Here is a 19,532-nt window from a genome sequence, read left to right as displayed (position 1 = left end):
ACAAATTTTCACATTTATTGAAATTTACAACTCATTTTTAAATTAAATTTATTGTAAAAATGCAATTTTCTGCTAAAATTAAACAAAAATTATCAAGGATTGAAAAATGCTTACAAAAAGATCTCAAGTTTTAGAAGAATCTATCACTTTAGCTATCACTGCACTTGCCAATGAACTTAAAGCCAAAGGCGAGGATATCATTAGTTTTTCAGCGGGTGAACCTGATTTTGACACACCACAAACCATCAAAAATGCCGCTATAAGTGCTATTGAAAAAGGATGTGGAAAATACACTGCTGTTGCAGGAATTCCTGAAGTATTAAAAGCTATTCAAACCAAATTTAAAAAAGATAATAATCTTGATTATGAAACAAATGAAATCATCACCAATGTAGGCGCAAAACACTCTCTTTTTGAATGTATAGAATGCTTAGTAGAAAAAGATGATGAAGTGATTATCCCTAGTCCTTACTGGGTAAGCTATCCTGAAATGGTAAAATTTGCAGGTGGAAAACCTGTATTTATAGAAGGCTTAGAAGAAAATGGCTTTAAAATTACCGCTGAACAATTAAAAAAAGCTATCACAGCTAAAACCAAAGTTTTGATGCTAAATTCTCCTTCAAATCCTGTGGGATCGATTTATTCTAAAGAAGAATTAACTCAAATTGCTAAAGTTTTAGAAGGAACGCAAATTACTGTTTTAAGTGATGAAATGTATGAAAAACTTCGCTATGATGGTTTTGATTTTGTAGCTTTTGCAAGTGTAAGCAAAGATGCTTTAAAACGCACTGTGACCATTAACGGACTTAGCAAATGTGGAGCTATGCCAGGATGGCGTTTTGGCTATATGGCAAGCAAAAATAAAGCCCTAATTTCAGCCGTTAAAAGACTTCAAGGACAAAGCACTTCAAATATTTGCTCTATCACTCAACATGCAGCCATTCCTGCTTTAAATGGAGAATGTGATAAAGATATAGAAAAAATGCGTCAAGCCTTTGAAAAACGCCGTAACTTAGCCTTAGACATACTTAAACAAATCCCAAATATCAGTGTTTATAAACCAGAAGGTGCTTTTTATCTTTTTGTAAATATACAAAAAATAGAAAAAGATTCTATGAAATTTTGTCAAAAGTTACTTGAACAAGAAAAAGTTGCCGTTGTTCCAGGTGTAGGTTTTGGAATGGATGGATACTTCAGACTTTCTTATGCTACAAGCGATGAGCTTATCAAAAAAGGTTTAGAAAGAATAGCAAATTTCATTAAAAACTATAAATAATTCTAGGTTAAAGCCTAGAATTATTTAGGCAAATTAAAACCTTATAAAATCAAGGCTTTTTAAGCACAGCATTTACCCTTTGAACACTATCTGATTTATTTAAACTCAATCTTATTATAGAATTTTCTAATCCACCTAAAGAATGTGCTACATTTGCCTCTAGGCTTATCATATCTAAAGCATTTAATTCAAATTTTTCCTTTTCCACTTCAAACCAAATTTTACCGCTTAAAACTTGAACATGTATAGCAAAAGGAGCTTTATGCTCTTTCATCACACTGTCTTTAGCTAATAAAATTTGAATTTCTTTACCTTTTTCATTGTCAATTAAAACATTGATTTTCACTTCTTTTGGGCTAAATTCCGCTCCATTCCATTGAATGATTTTCACAAAATCTCCTTTTTTAGTTTTACAAAACTATAGCAAAAGCCAAAATATAAATTATAAACTTGTGTTAATTTATTCTTCTTTCCACCAAAAATCCTGTTTAAATTTAGCTCCTACTTCATAAGCCTCGCCCATTTTTGGTGTGATAAGGGGTAAATCTAAATTTTCATAAAGAAATTTTACCACCTCATTCCATGCATGAGTTCCTGCTAAAAATCTCCCCCAATGTATAGGCATGACAGCCTTTGCATTAAGATCTTTTGCCTCTTTTAAAATTTGCTCAGGAAAAGAGTGTGAATATGGCCAAGCGATATTAAATTGTCCGCTTTCAAGACAAGCTAGGTCAAAACTTCCAAAATACTCACCTATTTTTTTAAAATGTGTAAAATACCCTCCATCTGCGCTAAAAAACACTCTCTTATCTACACTTAAAAATTCCATCACAAAAGAAGCCCAAAGGGTTTTGTTTTTACCATCTCCCCTACTTGAACTGTGCTGTGCAGGTGTTGCCATGATTTTTAAATCACCAAATTCTATTCCACTCCACCAATCAAGCTCTATGATTTTTTTCTCGCTCACCCCATAGCTTTTTAGATAATTTCCCACTTTTAAAGGAGTGATAAAAAATTTAGCCTTATCTTTTAAAGCTTTTACACTCTTAGCATCTAAATGATCAAAATGCGAATGCGTGATAATCACAGCAAAAATTTCATTAAAATCATTTATATTATAAACAGGAGCATTTTTAAAAGCCTTGTTGATAAAAGAAATGGGCGAAGCATGAGTGTTAAAAATAGGATCAATCAAAATTTTATACTCTTTAAAACTTATAAAAAGCGAAGAATGGCCAAGCCAAGTAATATGTGGGGTGCTAAAACCACTCAAATCAGGCTTGAAAAAAGGTAACTTAAAAGAAGGGATGGCATTTTTTGGATAAAGATAATAATACCTCAAAATTTCTTTAAAAGACACTTTAGGAGTTATAAGACTGTGCTCATTTTCATTAAGAAAAATTTCATATTTTTTACCCTGCACTTTTTTAGCTTTTGATCGTTGTGTATTGGAAATATCAAAGATTTTAAATGATAAATTCAAATTTTTCCTTTTATGTTTATTAAGATTATATCTAAAAAGTTTTTAGATTAATTTTATTTTATTGTTAATTTTTTAGTTTGCTTACACTAAAATGAATTGTCTGATTTGAATTAGAACTTCAAAAAGAATTGGTTAAAAAATCAATGAAAAATTAGGTAGCAAGCTAATAAAAGAATTATGTTTTACAGATTTTGTCATTTCTTTAAAATTTTAAAAAATTTTCAAGCCTTTTAAAAAGGCTTGAATAGAGATTTTAAGATTACTCAACTTCAGCGTCGATTACATCGTCATCTTTTTTCTTTTTATCATTTGCTGTGTTTGGCTCATCTTTTTTATACATATTTTCGGCTAACTTATGAGAAACTTCGCTTAAAGCTTTCATTTTGCTTTCAATCTCTTCTTTGCTTGCATTTTGATTTTTCAAAGTCTCACGCAAATCATCAAGAGCTTTTTGAATATTTTCTTTATCAGCAGCGGCAACTTTTTCACCCAACTCACTTAAAGATTTTTCTACTTGATGCGCCAAGCTATCAGCTGCATTTCTAGCATCTACAGCTTCTTTGCGTTTTTTGTCTTCTTCTTTGTGAAGTTCAGCATCTTTTACCATGTTATTAATCTCTTCCTCGCTAAGTCCGCTTGAACCTGTGATTTTGATCTCTTGAGCCTTACCTGTTGCTTTATCTTTTGCACTAACAGTTAAAATACCATTTGCATCGATATCAAAAGTAACTTCGATTTGTGGCATACCGCGTGGTGCTGGTGGAATTCCTTCAAGATTAAAATTTCCTAAAGATTTATTATCACGACTAAATTCTCTTTCCCCTTGTAAAACATTGATAGTTACAGCGCTTTGATTATCTTCAGCGGTTGAGAAAACTTGCTCTTTTTTAGTTGGAATAGTTGTACCTTTTTCGATAATCTTAGTCATTACCCCGCCTAGAGTTTCTATACCCAAAGAGAGCGGAGTAACATCAAGTAAAAGCACATCTTTTACATCACCTTTTATAACCGCACCTTGAATCGCCGCACCGATAGCCACAACTTCATCAGGATTTACAGACTTATTAAGATCTTTATTAAAGGCTTTTTTCACTTCTTCTTGCACTAAAGGAACACGAGTAGAGCCCCCTACCATAACGATTTCTTTGATCTCATCTTTTTTAAGCCCTGCATCGCTTACTACTTCATTGATTTTAGTGATGGTTTCAGCTACTAAAGAATCAATCATACCTTCAAATTTAGCTCTAGTAAGTTTTTTAACCAAATGTTTTGGCCCACTTGCATCTGCTGTGATAAATGGTAAATTAATTTCAGTTTCATTAGCTGAACTTAATTCTTTTTTAGCATTTTCTGCTGCTTCTTTCAAGCGTTGCAAAGCCATAACATCATTTTTAAGATCTATGCCTGTTTCATCTTTAAATTCATTAGCTAGAAAATCTATAAGTTTATTATCAAAATCATCACCACCTAAGAAAGCGTTACCACCTGTTGCTAAAACTTCTACTACATTATCGCCCGTTTCAAGCACAGTAACGTCAAAAGTTCCCCCACCTAGATCATAAACCACAATTTTTTCACTATCTTTTTTATCAAGTCCGTAAGCTAGAGCTGCTGAAGTAGGCTCATTGATAATTCTTAATACATTAAGTCCTGCTATCGTTCCCGCTTCTTTTGTCGCTTTTCTTTGTGCATCGTTAAAATAAGCAGGCACAGTAATCACCGCATCAGTAACACTTTCACCCAAAAAAGCTTCTGCATCTTCTTTTAATTTCATCAAAACTTTTGCTGAAATTTCTTGTGGGGTGTAAATTTTACCTGCGATTTCTATTGCGCACGCACCATTTCTTTCGGTGATGTGGTAAGGAAGTCTATTTTTAGCTTCTTTAGCCGCATCTTCATTGATCATTAAACCCATAATTCTTTTGATAGAATAAATGGTTTTTTCAGGGTTAGTTACCGCTTGGCGTTTTGCACTATCGCCTACTAAAACCTCGCCTTTATCTGTAAAAGCTACCACTGAAGGAGTTGTGTTTTTTCCTTCTTTGTTTGGGATTACTTTGCTCTCGCCGCGTTCATACACAGCAACACAAGAATTGGTTGTTCCTAAATCTATACCTATAACTTTACTCATTTTTTATCCTTTTATTAAAATTTATTTTGCTACACTAACTTTGGTTGGGCGGATCACGCGATCGGCTATTTTATAACCTTTTTGAAGCACTTGAACCACTTCACCACTTTGATGGTTTTCACTATCTACATGAAACATTGCTTCGTGTAAATTAGGATCAAACTCTTTTTCATCTTTGATAAGAGCCACTCCATGTTTTTCAAGTTTCTTAAGAAATAAATCTAAAGTATTTTGCACTCCTTCTTTGATTTTTAAGCTAATTTCATCTTGGCATTCAACATTAACAGCTGCTTCTAAAGCATCTAAAACATCAAGCAAATCCTTTGCAAAGCTTTCATTTGCATAAGCCATAGCACTTAGCTTTTCTTTTTCCATTCTTTTTTTAATATTTTCAAATTCAGCGTTTGCACGCATATATTTGTCTTTTAATTCATCATAGTCTTTTTGCAATTTGTTTTGCTCAACATCTTCGATATTTTGCAAATTCTCATCTTGCAAATGTTCAGAATTTTCTGCGTTTTCGTTTTCAAATTCTTGCTTTTGCTCGCTCACGCCGCCTCCTTTATATATTGTAATATTTTTTTATAATCCGTATAAACACTACCTGCTAAGATAATATTTACATCTTCGCCCAAAAACTGCGCATCCACCTTAAGCCCCATAAAACCTTCTTTAAATAAAGGTTCAAATTCAAGACTTTCTTTAAAATGACGGTGAATTTGACAATCTAAGAGCTTAACAAATTCATCATTTTGATAAATTTGATAAGCTCTTTCTTCATTGCTTCTATAGCAAATCAAATTTTGTCTTAAGCTAGCTATTTTTTCTACAAGATCTATAAAATGAACTCTCAAAGCTATTTTTTCTATACTAGAAAGATCAAGCCCTATAAGACTTTGTAAAAAATTCCACGCTTCTTTTTCGTATTTTAAAACCAGCTCTTCATCTTCAAAATCAAGCACTATAAATTTAGTATTAAGATCTAGTACTTCTTTAAGTACTAAACTTCTACCTCCATAAACAAGACAATAAATTTCAAATTCTTTACTTAACTCTTTCAAAAAGCTTTCGTTTTTGATATGGATATTTTTATCTTGTTCTTTTTCCCAAAAACTTTGCCAATAATTTTGCATCGTTAAAATAGTAGGAATTCTACCACTACTTATATGAAGCTGAGTGATCAAACCCTCATCGCTAAGTCTTTTAAGATAAACGCGTATAGTCGAAGCAGGTATGCAAAGGTTTGAATTTAACTCATTAGAACCAATAGGCGCATTATCCAAAAGATAAGTTTGGATAATAGACTCTAAAATCAAATCCTTTTTATCTCGGCTTTTCATAGCTCTTTCCTTAAATTTTTAGCACTCTATTTTTTGATTGCTAGATATATTATACAACATTGAGTGTTATTTTGTCAAGTGTAAATATAAAAAATATACTTAATTTTATTTAGTCTATATGACTAAAGTTTTATTAGTTACTTTTTTATAAGGATAAGCTATCTTTTAAGATTGAAAATGCAACGATAAAAATAAGATGAAAATTTTAAATTGAATTGATTGTCTAGTTTTTTAAAGGTATAGGGTATTAAAATAAAAAACTAAAGAAGACTTTAAAAGCCCTTTAGTTTTTCTATTAAAGCTTAAAAGCTACCATTGATAGAAATATACATTCTTCTTCCTTCTTCTATACGATTGTAAGTATTGACCCAAGTAGGAGCACCGCTATTTTGATAAGATTCCCAACCATCTGTAAAACTTTTGTTAAAAAGATTATAAATAGCTGCATTGATACTCCATTGCTTATTGATATCATAACGCACACCCATAGAAGCGAAAAAGATATCCTTATAATATTCCCTATTTATATTAGTATCACCCATATAGCGATCTATTTGCCATTCGCCTTTTATCCAAGGGGTAATTTTATTATAGAAGCTGTATTCAGTTTTTAACATGATATTGTGTTTTAAACTATCCTGCTCAGGTTTACCTATCACACTTTTATCTTGTGCTTCTTTAACCTCACTATCAAGATAAGTATAAGCAAAATTTACATTTAAATTATCAAGAGGGCTTATCCCTGCTCCAAGCTCTATACCTTTATATTCAACCTTGCCATGGTTGATTGCCTTAAAACATCTATCAGCATCGCAAGTACCAATTCCTGGAATCATATTGCCTTTATCATATCTTTGGGTTGAAATTTTATCTTTAAAATTTGTTAAAAAACCTGTCGCAGAAACATAAAACAAATCATTATTGTAAATAGCTGCTATTTCATAATTTAAAGATGTCTCTTCTTTTAAATCAGGATTTCCATATATAGGGAATCTACCTTGACCACTATAATTATAAGCTCCATTTATCAAACGATTTGCATAAGGAGTCCTAAAACCCGTAGATACACCGCCTTTTAAAGTAAGTTCATCAGTAGGATTATAAACCAGATAAGCTCTTGGCGAAATATTATTTCCAAAAATTTCATGATGATTGTATCTTGCTCCAAAAGTCAATCTTAAGTTATCTTTTATGCTGTACTCATCCTCTGCAAATATTGCCAATAAATACTGATCAAAATTGGTCGGATTAGCTATTTTATCTTGCATTTTTTCAAGCCTATATTCACCACCTGCGCTTAAAATATGACTTTGTCCCAAAGGAATGACAGACTTAGTATCTAAGATAATATCTTCTGCGACTATATCTCTATTTTGTCCTAAAAATGGCTGATTAGCTTGTCCTACAACTTCGCGTCCATTATTGCTTACTCTATTATACTGCAAACCAGAAGTGATAGAAAAGTTTTCATAAACACCCTCATGGCTTAAATAAGTCACAAATTTATCAACTTCCATAATATCTGCATAACCACCCGTTAAGCTATCTGGCGCACTACCTGGGCTTGTGATGGTTCCTAATTGACCCTGTTTGTTATCGTAATGATTTCTTGAAAAATCTATATCAAATATAAAGGTATTATAATCATTAGCTAAATAACTAATTCTTGTTCCTATATTAAAATTATTTGCTTTTGTGGGACTTTGAGCTTGATCTCCTTGAACTCTTTGTCCACTTCCATTTGTAAATTCAACATTAGATTGCTGTCTGTAAAATTCTCTAAATCGAAGTGTTAGACCCAATTTGTCATTCATCAAAGGACCACTAGAATAAATACTCGTTCCATAAGTATTACCCCAATCTTTATTTTCATTTAAAAGAGCATCCAAACTTACAGAAGTTTCCCATTTATCACTTACTTTTTTGGTAATGATATTTACCACCCCGCCTAAAGCTTCAGAGCCATATAAAGTACTCATAGGGCCTTTTATAATTTCTATCCTTTCTATACTAGAAATCGGAGGTAAGAAAGAATTTGAAATTTCATTAAAACCATTAGGGCCCACCTCTCCGCCAATACCCTGACGACGCCCATCAATCAAAACCAAAGTATATCCAGTAATACCCCTCATAGTGATATTATAAGAACCTGTTTTTCCCTTGCTAGCATATAAATCAACGCCTGGGATATCTGCGATAGCCTCTGCAACATCTCTATAAGGCTTACTTTGTAATTCTTTTTTACTGATAACATTGATAGTAGCAGGAGCTTCTTTAATATCTTGGGTAAAGCCAGAAGCACTAACGATTGAGCTATCTAGTTCTACATTTTGCGATATGGCATAGGAGCTTAAGAGACCAATGGCGCAAACTGATAGACATATTTTTTTCATTTTTCTCCTTTTGTCAAATATTGATTTAGAAATCAAAATATTATGATAATAATTATTAATTTAATATAAATTTTGTATCAATTGTGATAATTAGTATTAATTAAAAATTTATTTTTTCTTGCTATAATTCTTAAAAATATAAGTTTTTTAGAGAAGTAAATAGCAAAAATTAAATATCTTTTAGATACAAGCTTGATTATTTGATTGTTATTTTTCTCTGTGAAATTTGTTTCAAAATTTATCTTTTTAAACAATTTACCATAGAATGTGTTTTAAGAAATAAAGATATTTAAATCAAAAAATAAAATCATAACGGAGTAAAAGATGAAAACATTTATAAGCAATCATAAAAACCAATCTTCTTTTATCACTTTATTTGTTTTTACACCTTTATTTTTTGTTTTTCTTTATTCTAAAGATTTTTTACACATACAACCCAATGAAATTATTAAAGAAAATAAATTTAATATGGCAATCAAACATTTTGTACAAAATTCCTCCGATATGAAACCGACACAACCCACACAAACTATACAAGAGCCTTCGAATGTGCAACCCAAAGAACCTGTGCAAGAAATAAAAAAAATAAAACCGAGAAAAGAAAAACCTATCGCTAAACCTAAAAAAATAATCCCTCCAGCAAATGCAAAGGCAATAAGTCAACCCAAAAAAGATACAAACATGCAGCAACCAATCATGCAGCAACAAACTCCACAAGCCAGCTCTTACCAAAGCGTATCTTTAACTAGTAATAGTGAGCTTTTAAAAGAAATAAAATCAGCAATCGATGAAGCCCTAATCTACCCTAGACAAGCTAGAAAAATGCGTATGAGTGGGGAGGTTCTTGTAGAATTTACCTGGACAAAAGAAAAGAAATTAGAAAATTTAAAAATACTTAAGCCTTCAAAATATGATTTTCTAAATAAAAGTGCTTTAGAAACTATACGCATAGCTTCTAAAAAATTTCCACAATATGAAAAAACTTTTCATATAAAAATACCATTGGTATATAAATTAAGCTAAATCTTTCACAATATACTCTATTTTTAATGCAAATCACTCCAGCTTTGCTAACGCTTAGAAGTAGAAGCTTCCTAGCTAAAGCTAACTAGTATTAGCTAATTCGAAAGGCTTTGAGTTTATAGTCCTCAAGGCTAATTCCTAACCCAAACGACTTTAATCCACGCTTTAAGATATTATTTGCAGCATTAATATCTCTATGTAAAGTGTTGCCACATTTTTCACAAAGATACACTCTATCTTTAAACATAAGATTTTTTTTGATATTTCCACATACACTACAAGTTTTGCTTGTATATTGTGGATTGACTTTTATAAAGAATTTGCCATTATGCTTTGCTTTATACTCTAGATATTGAGAGAATTGATAGAATGAAGTATTAAGAATAGATTTATTTAAACCACTTTTAGCTTTTATATTCTTTAATTTAGCTCTTTTACACATATTCTTAATTTGCAAATCTTCAACTGCTAGCAAGTCAAATTCTTGTATGAGTTTTGAAGTTATCTTGTGATAACTATCCTTTTTGATTTTGAACTTTTTTCATAGATTTTATTTAATTTTAATTGTGTTTTTTTGAAATTATGGCTTAACTTTGTTTTCTCCTTTTTTGTTTTTAATATTCTCCTGCTTTGTTTTCTTTGCAATCTTTTAATATTCAGCTCTACTAAGTAGCTTTGAGTTAGTAGCTATTAACTCTCCACTGCTTAAGGTAATCTCATTGATATTTAAATCAATGTCAACTGCTTTTTTAATATCAAAATCTTTGCTAGACATTAAAGAAACATTCGATTCATCATAAATGATACTAAAAGCTAAATAGTATTTATTGTGATTTTTGATAATAGTGATTTGATTAAACTTATAAGTATTTGGTAAATCTCTGTGATAACGCATTTTAAAAAATGTATTCATAAGTCTAAATATCTTAAACTTAGTAGTATCACTATCTTTGATTTTGTAGGCTTGATTATTCCAATTAAAGCTTTGCTTTGCAAATTTAGAGTTTTTAAATTTGAGAAAGCCTTTGTTTTTATCTCTAATTGCTTGCTCTAAGGCACGAGAAGATTAATCCTTGCTTGTTGGGTTACAACACTTTTATAGCTTAATTCTCTTGCTTTTATAAGGCTAGTTTTATTGATTATCTATCTTACTTGCCTTTAAATAACTCCTATCTTTTTTATCTAAATTCTTATTTTTATCCCACTCTCTTGCTGTAAATTTAAACAAATATTATAGGCTTGATATAGATGAAACATTGATGATTAATAAGCTTTTGTTGTTCTTTGTTTAGGTAGAATTCTATATTTAAAACCTTTGGTTATTTGCATTGCTTTGTTCCATTAGGGCTTTTTTTCTTTTTGGTTATATATTTTTTTAGGGTAATTATCTTCTATGCCTTGATTTTCTGCATATTTTTTAAGAGTTTCTAGCATTATTCCGCATAGGTATTCTATAAAAAATTACTGATTATGTCAAATACCTAACTAGAGCCGTACAACTAACACTGTAAGCAATTCATCTCCCACTTAAGAAGTGAGAGTTTTATTGAATAAAAAAAGATAAATTTAAAGCAAGTAATCTTTTTTTAGACAACACTAAACCCTTGCATGTATTTACAGCAATATTTATTTCATCATAAACAACCCCCAACCCATAAAACCTTCAATAAACACTATAAAATAAAAGTATTTGTAAAGAACAAGCAAACAATAAATCTCAATCACCCAGACAAAAACAATCTCAACCGACCCATAAAGCAATAAATCAAGCAAGCATAATTAATTTAATTGATTAAACTAATAAATTTAATTTATAAGATTAACAATAAAAAACCATAAATTAACCAAGCTAATCCCACCCAAACCCAAACAAGCCATAAATTACACACACTTTTTTACAAACATCAATTAAATAGCAAGACTATCGATAATAAAAAATTTATCTCAAGTATAACATTCATTCTCGCCAACAAGAATAGACAATCATAGTCTATCCACCCTAACCCAACATTAACCCCTAACCCAACTAAGAAGTGTATAACAACCCCAACCCATAAACCTCAATAAACACTATAAAATAAACTTGAGTGATTAAAAATCCAACCCAATTATTGAACAAACCCAACCTACATAATAAAATATAAACTAGACATATAAAGAACAATTGACACATAAAAATAGATTGAATAAATAAACCTATACAAGTAAACATAAAGATTAATTATTGATACAAAAGATTCAATAAATAAATAAAAAGAATAATTGAGATATAAAAACATATAAACTAAACAACTCAAACAACCATTAAATCAACCCAAGCTAATTAAACCTATAAACATAAAAAAATAATTAAATATAAAAACAACGATTGACGTATAAAAACTAAGATTTTAAATCTATAAGAATAAGATAAAGTAGAATTAACAAGTCCGCAATGAGCTACTTTCCCCCTGCCAGTAAGGCGTAGTATCATCACCCACGATGTGCTTAGCTTCTTGGTTCGGGATGGAGCAAGGCGTTTCCACATCTGTATAATCACGGACATTGTTATTTAAATATTCTTTGAAAGACTGAATTTAAGAATAAAGCCTAATCTTTTATTTCTTTACTTTTTTCTTTATTCTCTTTCTTCTTTTATTTTTCTTTCTTCTTTACTTATCTTTGATAAGTCTTTATATAGAATACTTAAAAAACAATGTTAAGAGCAAGTTTTAATACAAACTCTACTTGAAAGATTTCTATTAAACTCTAAATATTATCTATATTCAAAGTCTTCTAAAAACCTTAACAAGGAAGTGATGCTTTATTAAAGATAAGCCAAACGCTCTATTAGTACTGGTCAGCTAAAGGACTTTCATCCATTACACACCCAGCCTATCAAACTAGTAGTCTTCTAGAGAGCTTAGAGAAGATTCATCTTAGAGTTGGCTTCACGCTTAGATGCTTTCAGCGTTTATCCTTTCCAAACTTAGCTACGCTGCGATGCTCTTGGCAGAACAACAGCTACACCAGTGGTTTGTTCAACCCGGTCCTCTCGTACTAGGGTCAAATCTCTTCAATCTTCTTACGCCCACGGCAGATAGGGACCGAACTGTCTCACGACGTTCTGAACCCAGCTCGCGTACCGCTTTAAATGGCGAACAGCCATACCCTTGGGACCTGCTCCAGCCCCAGGATGCGATGAGCCGACATCGAGGTGCCAAACCTCCCCGTCGATGTGAGCTCTTGGGGGAGATCAGCCTGTTATCCCCGGGGTACCTTTTATCCTTTGAGCGATGGCCCTTCCACACAGAACCACCGGATCACTAAGACCGACTTTCGTCTCTGCTTGACTTGTATGTCTTGCAGTTAAGCTGGCTTATACCTTTATACTCTACGAACGATTTCCAACCGTTCTGAGCCAACCTTTGTAAGCCTCCGTTATTATTTGGGAGGCGACCGCCCCAGTCAAACTACCCACCAGACATTGTCCCACTTGAGGATAACTCAAGCTGGTTAGCTACCCAAATAAGAAAGAGTGGTATCTCAACAATGGCTCATATACAACTGGCGTCATATACTCAAAGCCTCCCACCTATCCTGCACATTCTTATCCAAGTAGCAGTGTCAAGCTGTAGTAAAGGTCCACGGGGTCTTTCCGTCTTGCCGCGGGTAGGAGGAATTTTCACCTCCACTACAATTTCACTGGATCCCTCTTTGAGACAGCTCCCATCTCGTTACGCCATTCATGCAGGTCGGTATTTAACCGACAAGGAATTTCGCTACCTTAGGACCGTTATAGTTACGGCCGCCGTTTACTCGGGCTTCGATCAAGAGCTTCGCTAATGCTAACCCCATCAATTAACCTTCGAGCACCGGGCAGGCGTCACACCCTATACATCCTCTTACGAGTTAGCAGAGTGCTGTGTTTTTGGTAAACAGTCGGGAGGGACTCTTTGTTGTAAGTTTCCTTGCTTTCGGAGTAAATCCTAATACAAAGCTAACCACACCTTATACCGAAGATACGGTGCTATTTTGCAGAGTTCCTTAAAGAGAGTTCTTCCACGCGCCTTAGAATACTCATCCCACCCACCTGTGTCGGTTTACGGTACGGGCAACATTAGCTAAACTTAGAAACTTTTCTTGGCTCGACGGCATCAGGGGTTCTTCTATCCATCCGAAGACTTCAAAAAGCCTTTCAGTTCTCGGAGTATTGTTATACGGATTTGCCTGTATAACCTCCTACGACCTTAGACTAGCACTTCCATCCGCTAGCCCCCTTAGCCCTAAGCGTCCTTCCATCGCACACTAATGTTGGTATTGGAATATTAACCAATTTGCCATCGTCTACCCCTTTCGGACTCGACTTAGGACCCGACTAACCCTACGATGACGAGCATCGCGTAGGAAACCTTGGGTTTACGGCGTTAATGATTCTCACATTAATTATCGCTACTCATGCCTGCATGCTCACTTCTATTCGCTCCAGCACTCCTTACCGGTATACCTTCGACGCAAATAGAACGCTCTCCTACCACTTAGTAAACTAAGTCTACAGCTTCGGTACTTACTTTAGCCCCGTTATATTTTCCGCGCAAAATCACTAGACCAGTGAGCTATTACGCTTTCTTTAAAGGATGGCTGCTTCTAAGCCAACCTCCTGGTTGTTTAAGTAACTTCACATCGTTTTCCACTTAAGTAAGACTTAGGGACCTTAGCTGGTAGTCTGGGTTGTTTCCCTCTTGACGACGGATTTTATCACTCGCCGCCTGACTGCTGTGATTACATATAAGGTATTCGGAGTTTGATAGGGTTTGGTACATTGGTGTATGCCCTAGCCCATTCAGTGCTCTACCCCCTTATATTACGACACAACGCTATACCTAAATATATTTCGGAGAGAACCAGCTATCACGAAGTTTGATTGGCCTTTCACCCCTATCCACAAGTCATCCCGGGGCTTTTCAACGCCTATGGGTTCAGTCCTCCACTAGTTCTTACACTAGCTTCAACTTGCTCATGGATAGATCACTTCGTTTCGGGTCTGCAGCATCTGACTAAGCGCCCTATTCAGACTCGCTTTCGCTACGGCTTCGCGTTTGCTTAACCTTGCCAGACACCACAACTCGCAGGCTCATTATGCAAAAGGCAGTCCATCACCCTGTATTGCTACATAGGGCTCTGAATGATTGTAAGCAAATGGTTTCAGGTTCTATTTCACTCTGATCACCTCAGTTCTTTTCACCTTTCCCTCACGGTACTTGTGCACTATCGATCTGGTATTAGTATTTAGGGTTGGATCGTGGTCGACCCGGATTCAGACAGGATTCCTCGTGTCCCGCCCTACTCAGGATACTGCTAGCTAAGGTTTGTTTTTCGCATACGGGACTATCACCCTCTATGGTTATACTTTCCAGAATGTTCTGCTAAACTTACCTCTTGCATATTGCAGTCCTACAACCCCCAGTGCAAGCACTGGGTTTGCCCTCTTGCGCTTTCGCTCGCCGCTACTGACGCAATCTCTATTGATTTCTTTTCCTGAGGGTACTAAGATGTTTCAATTCCCCTCGTTCGCTCCTATATAGGTAATGTATATCTCTATACATTGGGTTGCCCCATTCGGAAATCTACGGATCAAAGCTTCTTGACAGCTCCCCGTAGCTTATCGCAGTCTAGTACGTCCTTCATCGCCTTTACCAGTCAAGGCATCCACCATTCGCTCTTAGTAGCTTACCTTTTTTACCTTTTATTATTGATTCTAAAACGCATCACTTCCTTGTTAAAGTTTTTATGATAAGACTTCTTTATCTTAAGACGGAAAGCATTCAAACACTTAATATAAAACTAAATGATTTAGTCTCAACTAAGCTGTGAGTTTGAAACTTGTCTTTAATTTATAATCCTTAAATCTAATATTCTCTTTATTCATAGAAATAAAGACAGCTAAAAGTTAAGTTAAACTAAAGAAAAGATAAATAGGTTTTATCCTTTAACAAGTCCTGTAAAATTGTTTTTATTAAAACTTGCTTGTGACTCTTAACAATGATAATTAAAAAGAACATTAGGTTTAAAACCTAAAGGAAGTATATATATTAATATAATCATTATAAATATAAATACATAATGTATATGTTATTTATATCTATCTAAAGTATATTCTTTTATAGCTAAAGATAAAAATAAATCTAAGTATTTAGAGTTTATATTTTATATTTAATCTACTTTATATACTTGCTTTAGATTTTAAAGCTTCTTTATTCAAATCTTTTTTATGGTGGGCCTAACAAGACTTGAACTTGTGACCTCACCCTTATCAGGGGTGCACTCTAACCAGCTGAGCTATAGGCCCTTAATAAATGGTGGAGAATAGCGGGATCGAACCGCTGACCTCCTGCGTGCAAAGCAGGCGCTCTCCCAGCTGAGCTAATTCCCCATAAACAATTAGCTTTATCATCAATCTTTGAAATCTAAACAAGAATCAATTGAGTTTATATATTGAAGTAATAGTTGTGAGACTTATTACTTTGTACTCTAGAAAGGAGGTGATCCAACCGCAGGTTCTCCTACGGTTACCTTGTTACGACTTCACCCCAGTCGCTGATTCCACTGTGGACGGTAACTAGTTTAGTATTCCGGCTTCGAGTGAAATCAACTCCCATGGTGTGACGGGCGGTGAGTACAAGACCCGGGAACGTATTCACCGTAGCATGGCTGATCTACGATTACTAGCGATTCCGGCTTCATGCTCTCGAGTTGCAGAGAACAATCCGAACTGGGACATATTTTATAGATTTGCTCCACCTCGCGGTATTGCGTCTCATTGTATATGCCATTGTAGCACGTGTGTCGCCCTGGGCATAAGGGCCATGATGACTTGACGTCGTCCACACCTTCCTCCTCCTTACGAAGGCAGTCTATTTAGAGTGCTCGGCCGAACCGTTAGCAACTAAATACGTGGGTTGCGCTCGTTGCGGGACTTAACCCAACATCTCACGACACGAGCTGACGACAGCCGTGCAGCACCTGTCTCTAAGTTCTAGCAAGCTAGCACCCTCTTATCTCTAAAAGGTTCTTAGGATATCAAGCCCAGGTAAGGTTCTTCGCGTATCTTCGAATTAAACCACATGCTCCACCGCTTGTGCGGGTCCCCGTCTATTCCTTTGAGTTTTAATCTTGCGACCGTACTCCCCAGGCGGTACACTTAATGCGTTAGCTGCATTACTGAGATGACTAGCACCCCAACAACTAGTGTACATCGTTTAGGGCGTGGACTACCAGGGTATCTAATCCTGTTTGCTCCCCACGCTTTCGCGCCTTAGCGTCAGTTGAGTTCCAGCAGATCGCCTTCGCAATGGGTATTCTTGGTGATATCTACGGATTTTACCCCTACACCACCAATTCCATCTGCCTCTCCCTCACTCTAGACTATCAGTTTCCCAAGCAGTTTAATGGTTAAGCCATTAGATTTCACAAGAGACTTGATAATCCGCCTACGCGCCCTTTACGCCCAGTGATTCCGAGTAACGCTTGCACCCTCCGTATTACCGCGGCTGCTGGCACGGAGTTAGCCGGTGCTTATTCCTTAGGTACCGTCAGAATTCTTCCCTAAGAAAAGGAGTTTACGCTCCGAAAAGTGTCATCCTCCACGCGGCGTTGCTGCGTCAGGGTTTCCCCCATTGCGCAATATTCCCTACTGCTGCCTCCCGTAGGAGTCTGGACCGTGTCTCAGTTCCAGTGTGACTGATCATCCTCTCAGACCAGTTAAGCGTCATAGCCTTGGTAAGCCATTACCTTACCAACTAGCTGATACTATATAGTCTCATCCTACACCGAAAAACTTTCCCTACTCAACTTGTGTTAAGCAGGAGTATAGAGTATTAGCAGTCGTTTCCAACTGTTGTCCTCTTGTGTAGGGCAGATTAACTATACCTTACTCACCCGTGCGCCACTAATCCACTTCTAGCAAGCTAAAAGCTTCATCGTTCGACTTGCATGTATTAGGCACGCCGCCAGCGTTCACTCTGAGCCAGGATCAAACTCTCCATAAAACATTATAGATAGTTTAATCTTTTTCTTCAAAGAAAAAGTTATGAAAGATTAAAAGAAAAGTTTTTAATTTTTTTAATTATTAGATTGAATAGATTTTACATAATTGCTTATGCCTAAATCTGTTCTGGCTCAATCGATCACTTATTTAGATTTCAAAGATTGACTAATAAGATTTGAATAACAATACTAATTTAAAAGAACAAAACAAAAAATCATTTTTAAAAGAAAAGTTTTTAAATTAAAAAACAAGATTTATAAAAAAGCTTTTAGTTTATAAGACAAAAACCAAAAGAGTTAATTTATAAAATCTACTAAGCTAGTGAAACTTTATAATTTAAAAGATTTTAAGTCCTTTTTTCAAAAAAGGAAATGAAAGTATAACCAATTAAACTTAAAAGGGGATTAAATAAAGGATTAAATAGTATAAATATTTGTGTAAGTATTTATATAAGTATTTGGTGGGTTTAAAAATGGGGGGGGGGATTTTCCAATCACCCCAAAGTTAAAAGTATTTTTCTAGGCTTGCATAAACTCTTGCTCGATGTTCTCCATCGTGTTTAAACTGATGAACAGCTCTTGCAGCATCCATTTTTACATAAAAATTAGCACTTCTTGTATAGAGTATTTATATACCCATTGCATCCATAAGATAATGATTTTCACTTTGATATTCTTTATTTTCATACCAAGAATACCCTATATCATAAAAAGGAGTCGAGTAAAGCCCTTCTAAAGGTGTTTGAAATCTTATTCCCAAGGCGCCAGAAACAACATTATCCGCACTTCCCTCACCTTCTAAACAAACACATACACCACAAGGTCTACCTAAAGATACGGATTCACTACTATCTAAAACAGCATCGCTGATAACTTTTTGATAATTGAGTTGAAAAATGTGAGTTAAGCGTTCTTAGAATTGATATTTGTTGCTTAAATTTAAATTCATTTTTCCAAAATTTCCTAAATTTACTCCATTAAATCCAGAAAAATCACCATCATTTTCAACATTACCATATATAAAATTTAAAGTATAACTTAGGACATTATTCTCCAAACCTCTATAAGTTCTTTCTATGCCCAAATTTACACTATTTCTCGCTTTTTCATTGCTTACTAAACCATCAAGATAATAATCTTTAATCTTTTTATGAGTAAAACCCGAAACAAGATATAAAGAATACTCAGTATATAAAAACACAGGATAAGAAAAATTTACTCCAACATTCATAGAGTCCCTATAAAAACTAAGATTTCTATAAATTCTGCCAGGAACATAATGTCCTTGAGTTGCAAATGGAGTAATTTTTAAATTCCCTATAAAAGTACTATAATTAATCCCATAATCTGTTTGATTTTCATCACTATCTTGAAGATAAAAATTTAAGTTATCCCCTTATCTTGCTATATTGTTTAAACTTTGACTCATTCCTGCTCTAAAACGACCTGTTTCTTTAGTCCCATAGTTGTTAGAATATAAAGTTAAAGTTACACTATCTCACCTTTGTTTACTTCTATAATAACATCGCTTTCTCCACAACCATCACCTGATTGTAAATTAGCATTGGTTTGGATTCCGTATATTTCATTGATTTTATAAATTTCATTTTCCACATTTTTAGTTGTGATAACTTTCCCTTTAAGATTTTTGTTCAATTTACTCTCTAAAGCATAATCTCTGACACCTGAGTTGTTTTTAATAATTACTTTTCCTATAAAGTTCCAAAAGCTATGTTAATTTGCACTTTGTTAGAACTTAAATCTTGCGGTGGTATATAAGCAGTTGCCGAAGGATGGCCACTTAATTGACAATAATAAGCTATAATGTTTGTTATATCTTTTAAATTTTGTAAGCTTAATT

15 protein-coding genes, 2 tRNA genes, 3 rRNA genes and 1 pseudogene are annotated in these 19,532 nt (G+C 34.2%); 3 read left to right on the top strand and 18 right to left on the bottom strand.

Features of this window, described 5'->3' with window-relative positions:
• The first annotated feature begins 106 nt into the window (after window positions 1-106).
• Window positions 107-1,276, top strand: a complete 1,170-nt coding sequence (locus tag FBF02_RS03735; protein WP_002852601.1) for a pyridoxal phosphate-dependent aminotransferase — start codon at window positions 107-109, stop codon at window positions 1,274-1,276.
• A 49-nt stretch (window positions 1,277-1,325) separates the two neighbouring features.
• Here the strand turns inward: FBF02_RS03735 and FBF02_RS03730 are convergent, their stop codons facing one another.
• Window positions 1,326-1,667, bottom strand: a complete 342-nt coding sequence (locus FBF02_RS03730; protein ID WP_002852534.1) for a cupin domain-containing protein — start codon at window positions 1,665-1,667, stop codon at window positions 1,326-1,328.
• A gap of 69 nt (window positions 1,668-1,736) precedes the next feature.
• Window positions 1,737-2,759, bottom strand: a complete 1,023-nt coding sequence (locus tag FBF02_RS03725; protein ID WP_002852439.1) for an MBL fold metallo-hydrolase — start codon at window positions 2,757-2,759, stop codon at window positions 1,737-1,739.
• Window positions 2,760-2,863: 104 nt separating this feature from the next.
• Here FBF02_RS03725 and FBF02_RS09205 point away from each other — a divergent pair.
• Window positions 2,864-2,973 (top strand): annotated as a pseudogene (locus FBF02_RS09205) (flagellar basal body protein FliL); the annotation flags it as partial.
• Window positions 2,974-3,018: 45 nt separating this feature from the next.
• Here the strand turns inward: FBF02_RS09205 and dnaK are convergent.
• The 4 genes from dnaK to cfrA all read right to left on the bottom strand — a co-directional run bounded on the left by dnaK (window position 3,019) and on the right by cfrA (window position 8,623).
• Entirely contained in the window at window positions 3,019-4,890 is a 1,872-nt protein-coding gene (gene dnaK, locus FBF02_RS03720; protein WP_002826316.1) for a molecular chaperone DnaK, read from the bottom strand.
• A gap of 21 nt (window positions 4,891-4,911) precedes the next feature.
• Entirely contained in the window at window positions 4,912-5,442 is a 531-nt protein-coding gene (gene grpE / locus FBF02_RS03715) for a nucleotide exchange factor GrpE (protein WP_002780052.1), read from the bottom strand.
• Complete coding sequence (locus FBF02_RS03710) at window positions 5,439-6,230, bottom strand: HrcA family transcriptional regulator (RefSeq protein ID WP_002843531.1); 792 nt, start codon at window positions 6,228-6,230, stop codon at window positions 5,439-5,441. Before FBF02_RS03710 ends, grpE begins: the two co-directional genes overlap by 4 nt.
• 302 nt (window positions 6,231-6,532) lie before the next feature.
• A complete protein-coding gene (gene cfrA, locus FBF02_RS03705) occupies window positions 6,533-8,623 on the bottom strand; it encodes a TonB-dependent ferric enterobactin receptor CfrA (RefSeq protein ID WP_168940571.1) in 2,091 nt (696 codons plus the stop codon).
• A 324-nt stretch (window positions 8,624-8,947) separates the two neighbouring features.
• Here cfrA and FBF02_RS03700 point away from each other — a divergent pair, with 324 nt between their 5' ends.
• Window positions 8,948-9,646: an energy transducer TonB gene (locus FBF02_RS03700; RefSeq protein ID WP_002858756.1), complete on the top strand. Its 699-nt coding sequence runs from the start codon at window positions 8,948-8,950 to the stop codon at window positions 9,644-9,646.
• Window positions 9,647-9,737: 91 nt separating this feature from the next.
• On the opposite strand, the gene FBF02_RS03695 is transcribed toward FBF02_RS03700, so the two are convergent.
• The 12 genes from FBF02_RS03695 to FBF02_RS09090 all read right to left on the bottom strand — a co-directional run bounded on the left by FBF02_RS03695 (window position 9,738) and on the right by FBF02_RS09090 (window position 19,506).
• A complete protein-coding gene (locus FBF02_RS03695) occupies window positions 9,738-10,121 on the bottom strand; it encodes an RNA-guided endonuclease TnpB family protein (RefSeq protein WP_002792118.1) in 384 nt (127 codons plus the stop codon).
• Between the two features lie 174 nt (window positions 10,122-10,295).
• Complete coding sequence (locus tag FBF02_RS03690; protein ID WP_002792117.1) at window positions 10,296-10,559, bottom strand: hypothetical protein; 264 nt, start codon at window positions 10,557-10,559, stop codon at window positions 10,296-10,298.
• 428 nt (window positions 10,560-10,987) lie between these two features.
• Window positions 10,988-11,080 (bottom strand): hypothetical protein, encoded by a 93-nt coding sequence (locus FBF02_RS03685; RefSeq protein WP_002776614.1) that lies wholly within the window; start codon window positions 11,078-11,080, stop codon window positions 10,988-10,990.
• Window positions 11,081-12,072: 992 nt separating this feature from the next.
• Window positions 12,073-12,189: ribosomal RNA gene (rrf, locus tag FBF02_RS03680) — 5S ribosomal RNA — on the bottom strand.
• A gap of 265 nt (window positions 12,190-12,454) precedes the next feature.
• Window positions 12,455-15,361 (bottom strand): 23S ribosomal RNA (locus FBF02_RS03675).
• 536 nt (window positions 15,362-15,897) lie between these two features.
• Window positions 15,898-15,974: transfer RNA gene (locus tag FBF02_RS03670), tRNA-Ile, on the bottom strand.
• An 8-nt stretch (window positions 15,975-15,982) separates the two neighbouring features.
• A tRNA-Ala gene (locus tag FBF02_RS03665) sits at window positions 15,983-16,058 on the bottom strand.
• Window positions 16,059-16,160: 102 nt separating this feature from the next.
• Window positions 16,161-17,673, bottom strand: a 16S ribosomal RNA gene (locus FBF02_RS03660).
• The 16S, 23S and 5S rRNA genes sit together here with 2 tRNA genes alongside, the layout of an rRNA operon.
• Before the next feature lie 626 nt (window positions 17,674-18,299).
• Window positions 18,300-18,431 carry a hypothetical protein gene (locus FBF02_RS09185; protein WP_002858570.1) on the bottom strand — a complete coding sequence of 44 codons (132 nt, stop codon included), beginning with the start codon at window positions 18,429-18,431 and terminating at the stop codon, window positions 18,300-18,302.
• A gap of 153 nt (window positions 18,432-18,584) precedes the next feature.
• On the bottom strand, window positions 18,585-18,902 hold the full coding sequence (locus tag FBF02_RS09100) for a hypothetical protein (RefSeq protein ID WP_002858604.1): 318 nt from the start codon (window positions 18,900-18,902) through the stop codon (window positions 18,585-18,587).
• Window positions 18,903-19,159: 257 nt separating this feature from the next.
• Window positions 19,160-19,327, bottom strand: coding sequence for a hypothetical protein (locus FBF02_RS09095; RefSeq protein ID WP_002864369.1), 168 nt, complete (start codon window positions 19,325-19,327; stop codon window positions 19,160-19,162).
• A gap of 56 nt (window positions 19,328-19,383) precedes the next feature.
• Complete coding sequence (locus FBF02_RS09090) at window positions 19,384-19,506, bottom strand: hypothetical protein (protein WP_285816309.1); 123 nt, start codon at window positions 19,504-19,506, stop codon at window positions 19,384-19,386.
• Between the last annotated feature and the right edge of the window lie 26 nt (window positions 19,507-19,532).

It is taken from the genome of Campylobacter sp. CFSAN093226, assembly GCF_012897595.1.
GTDB lineage: Bacteria > Campylobacterota > Campylobacteria > Campylobacterales > Campylobacteraceae > Campylobacter_D > Campylobacter_D jejuni.
Note: the sequence above shows the minus strand (reverse complement) of the source record. Positions and strands in the feature narration are given on the sequence as shown.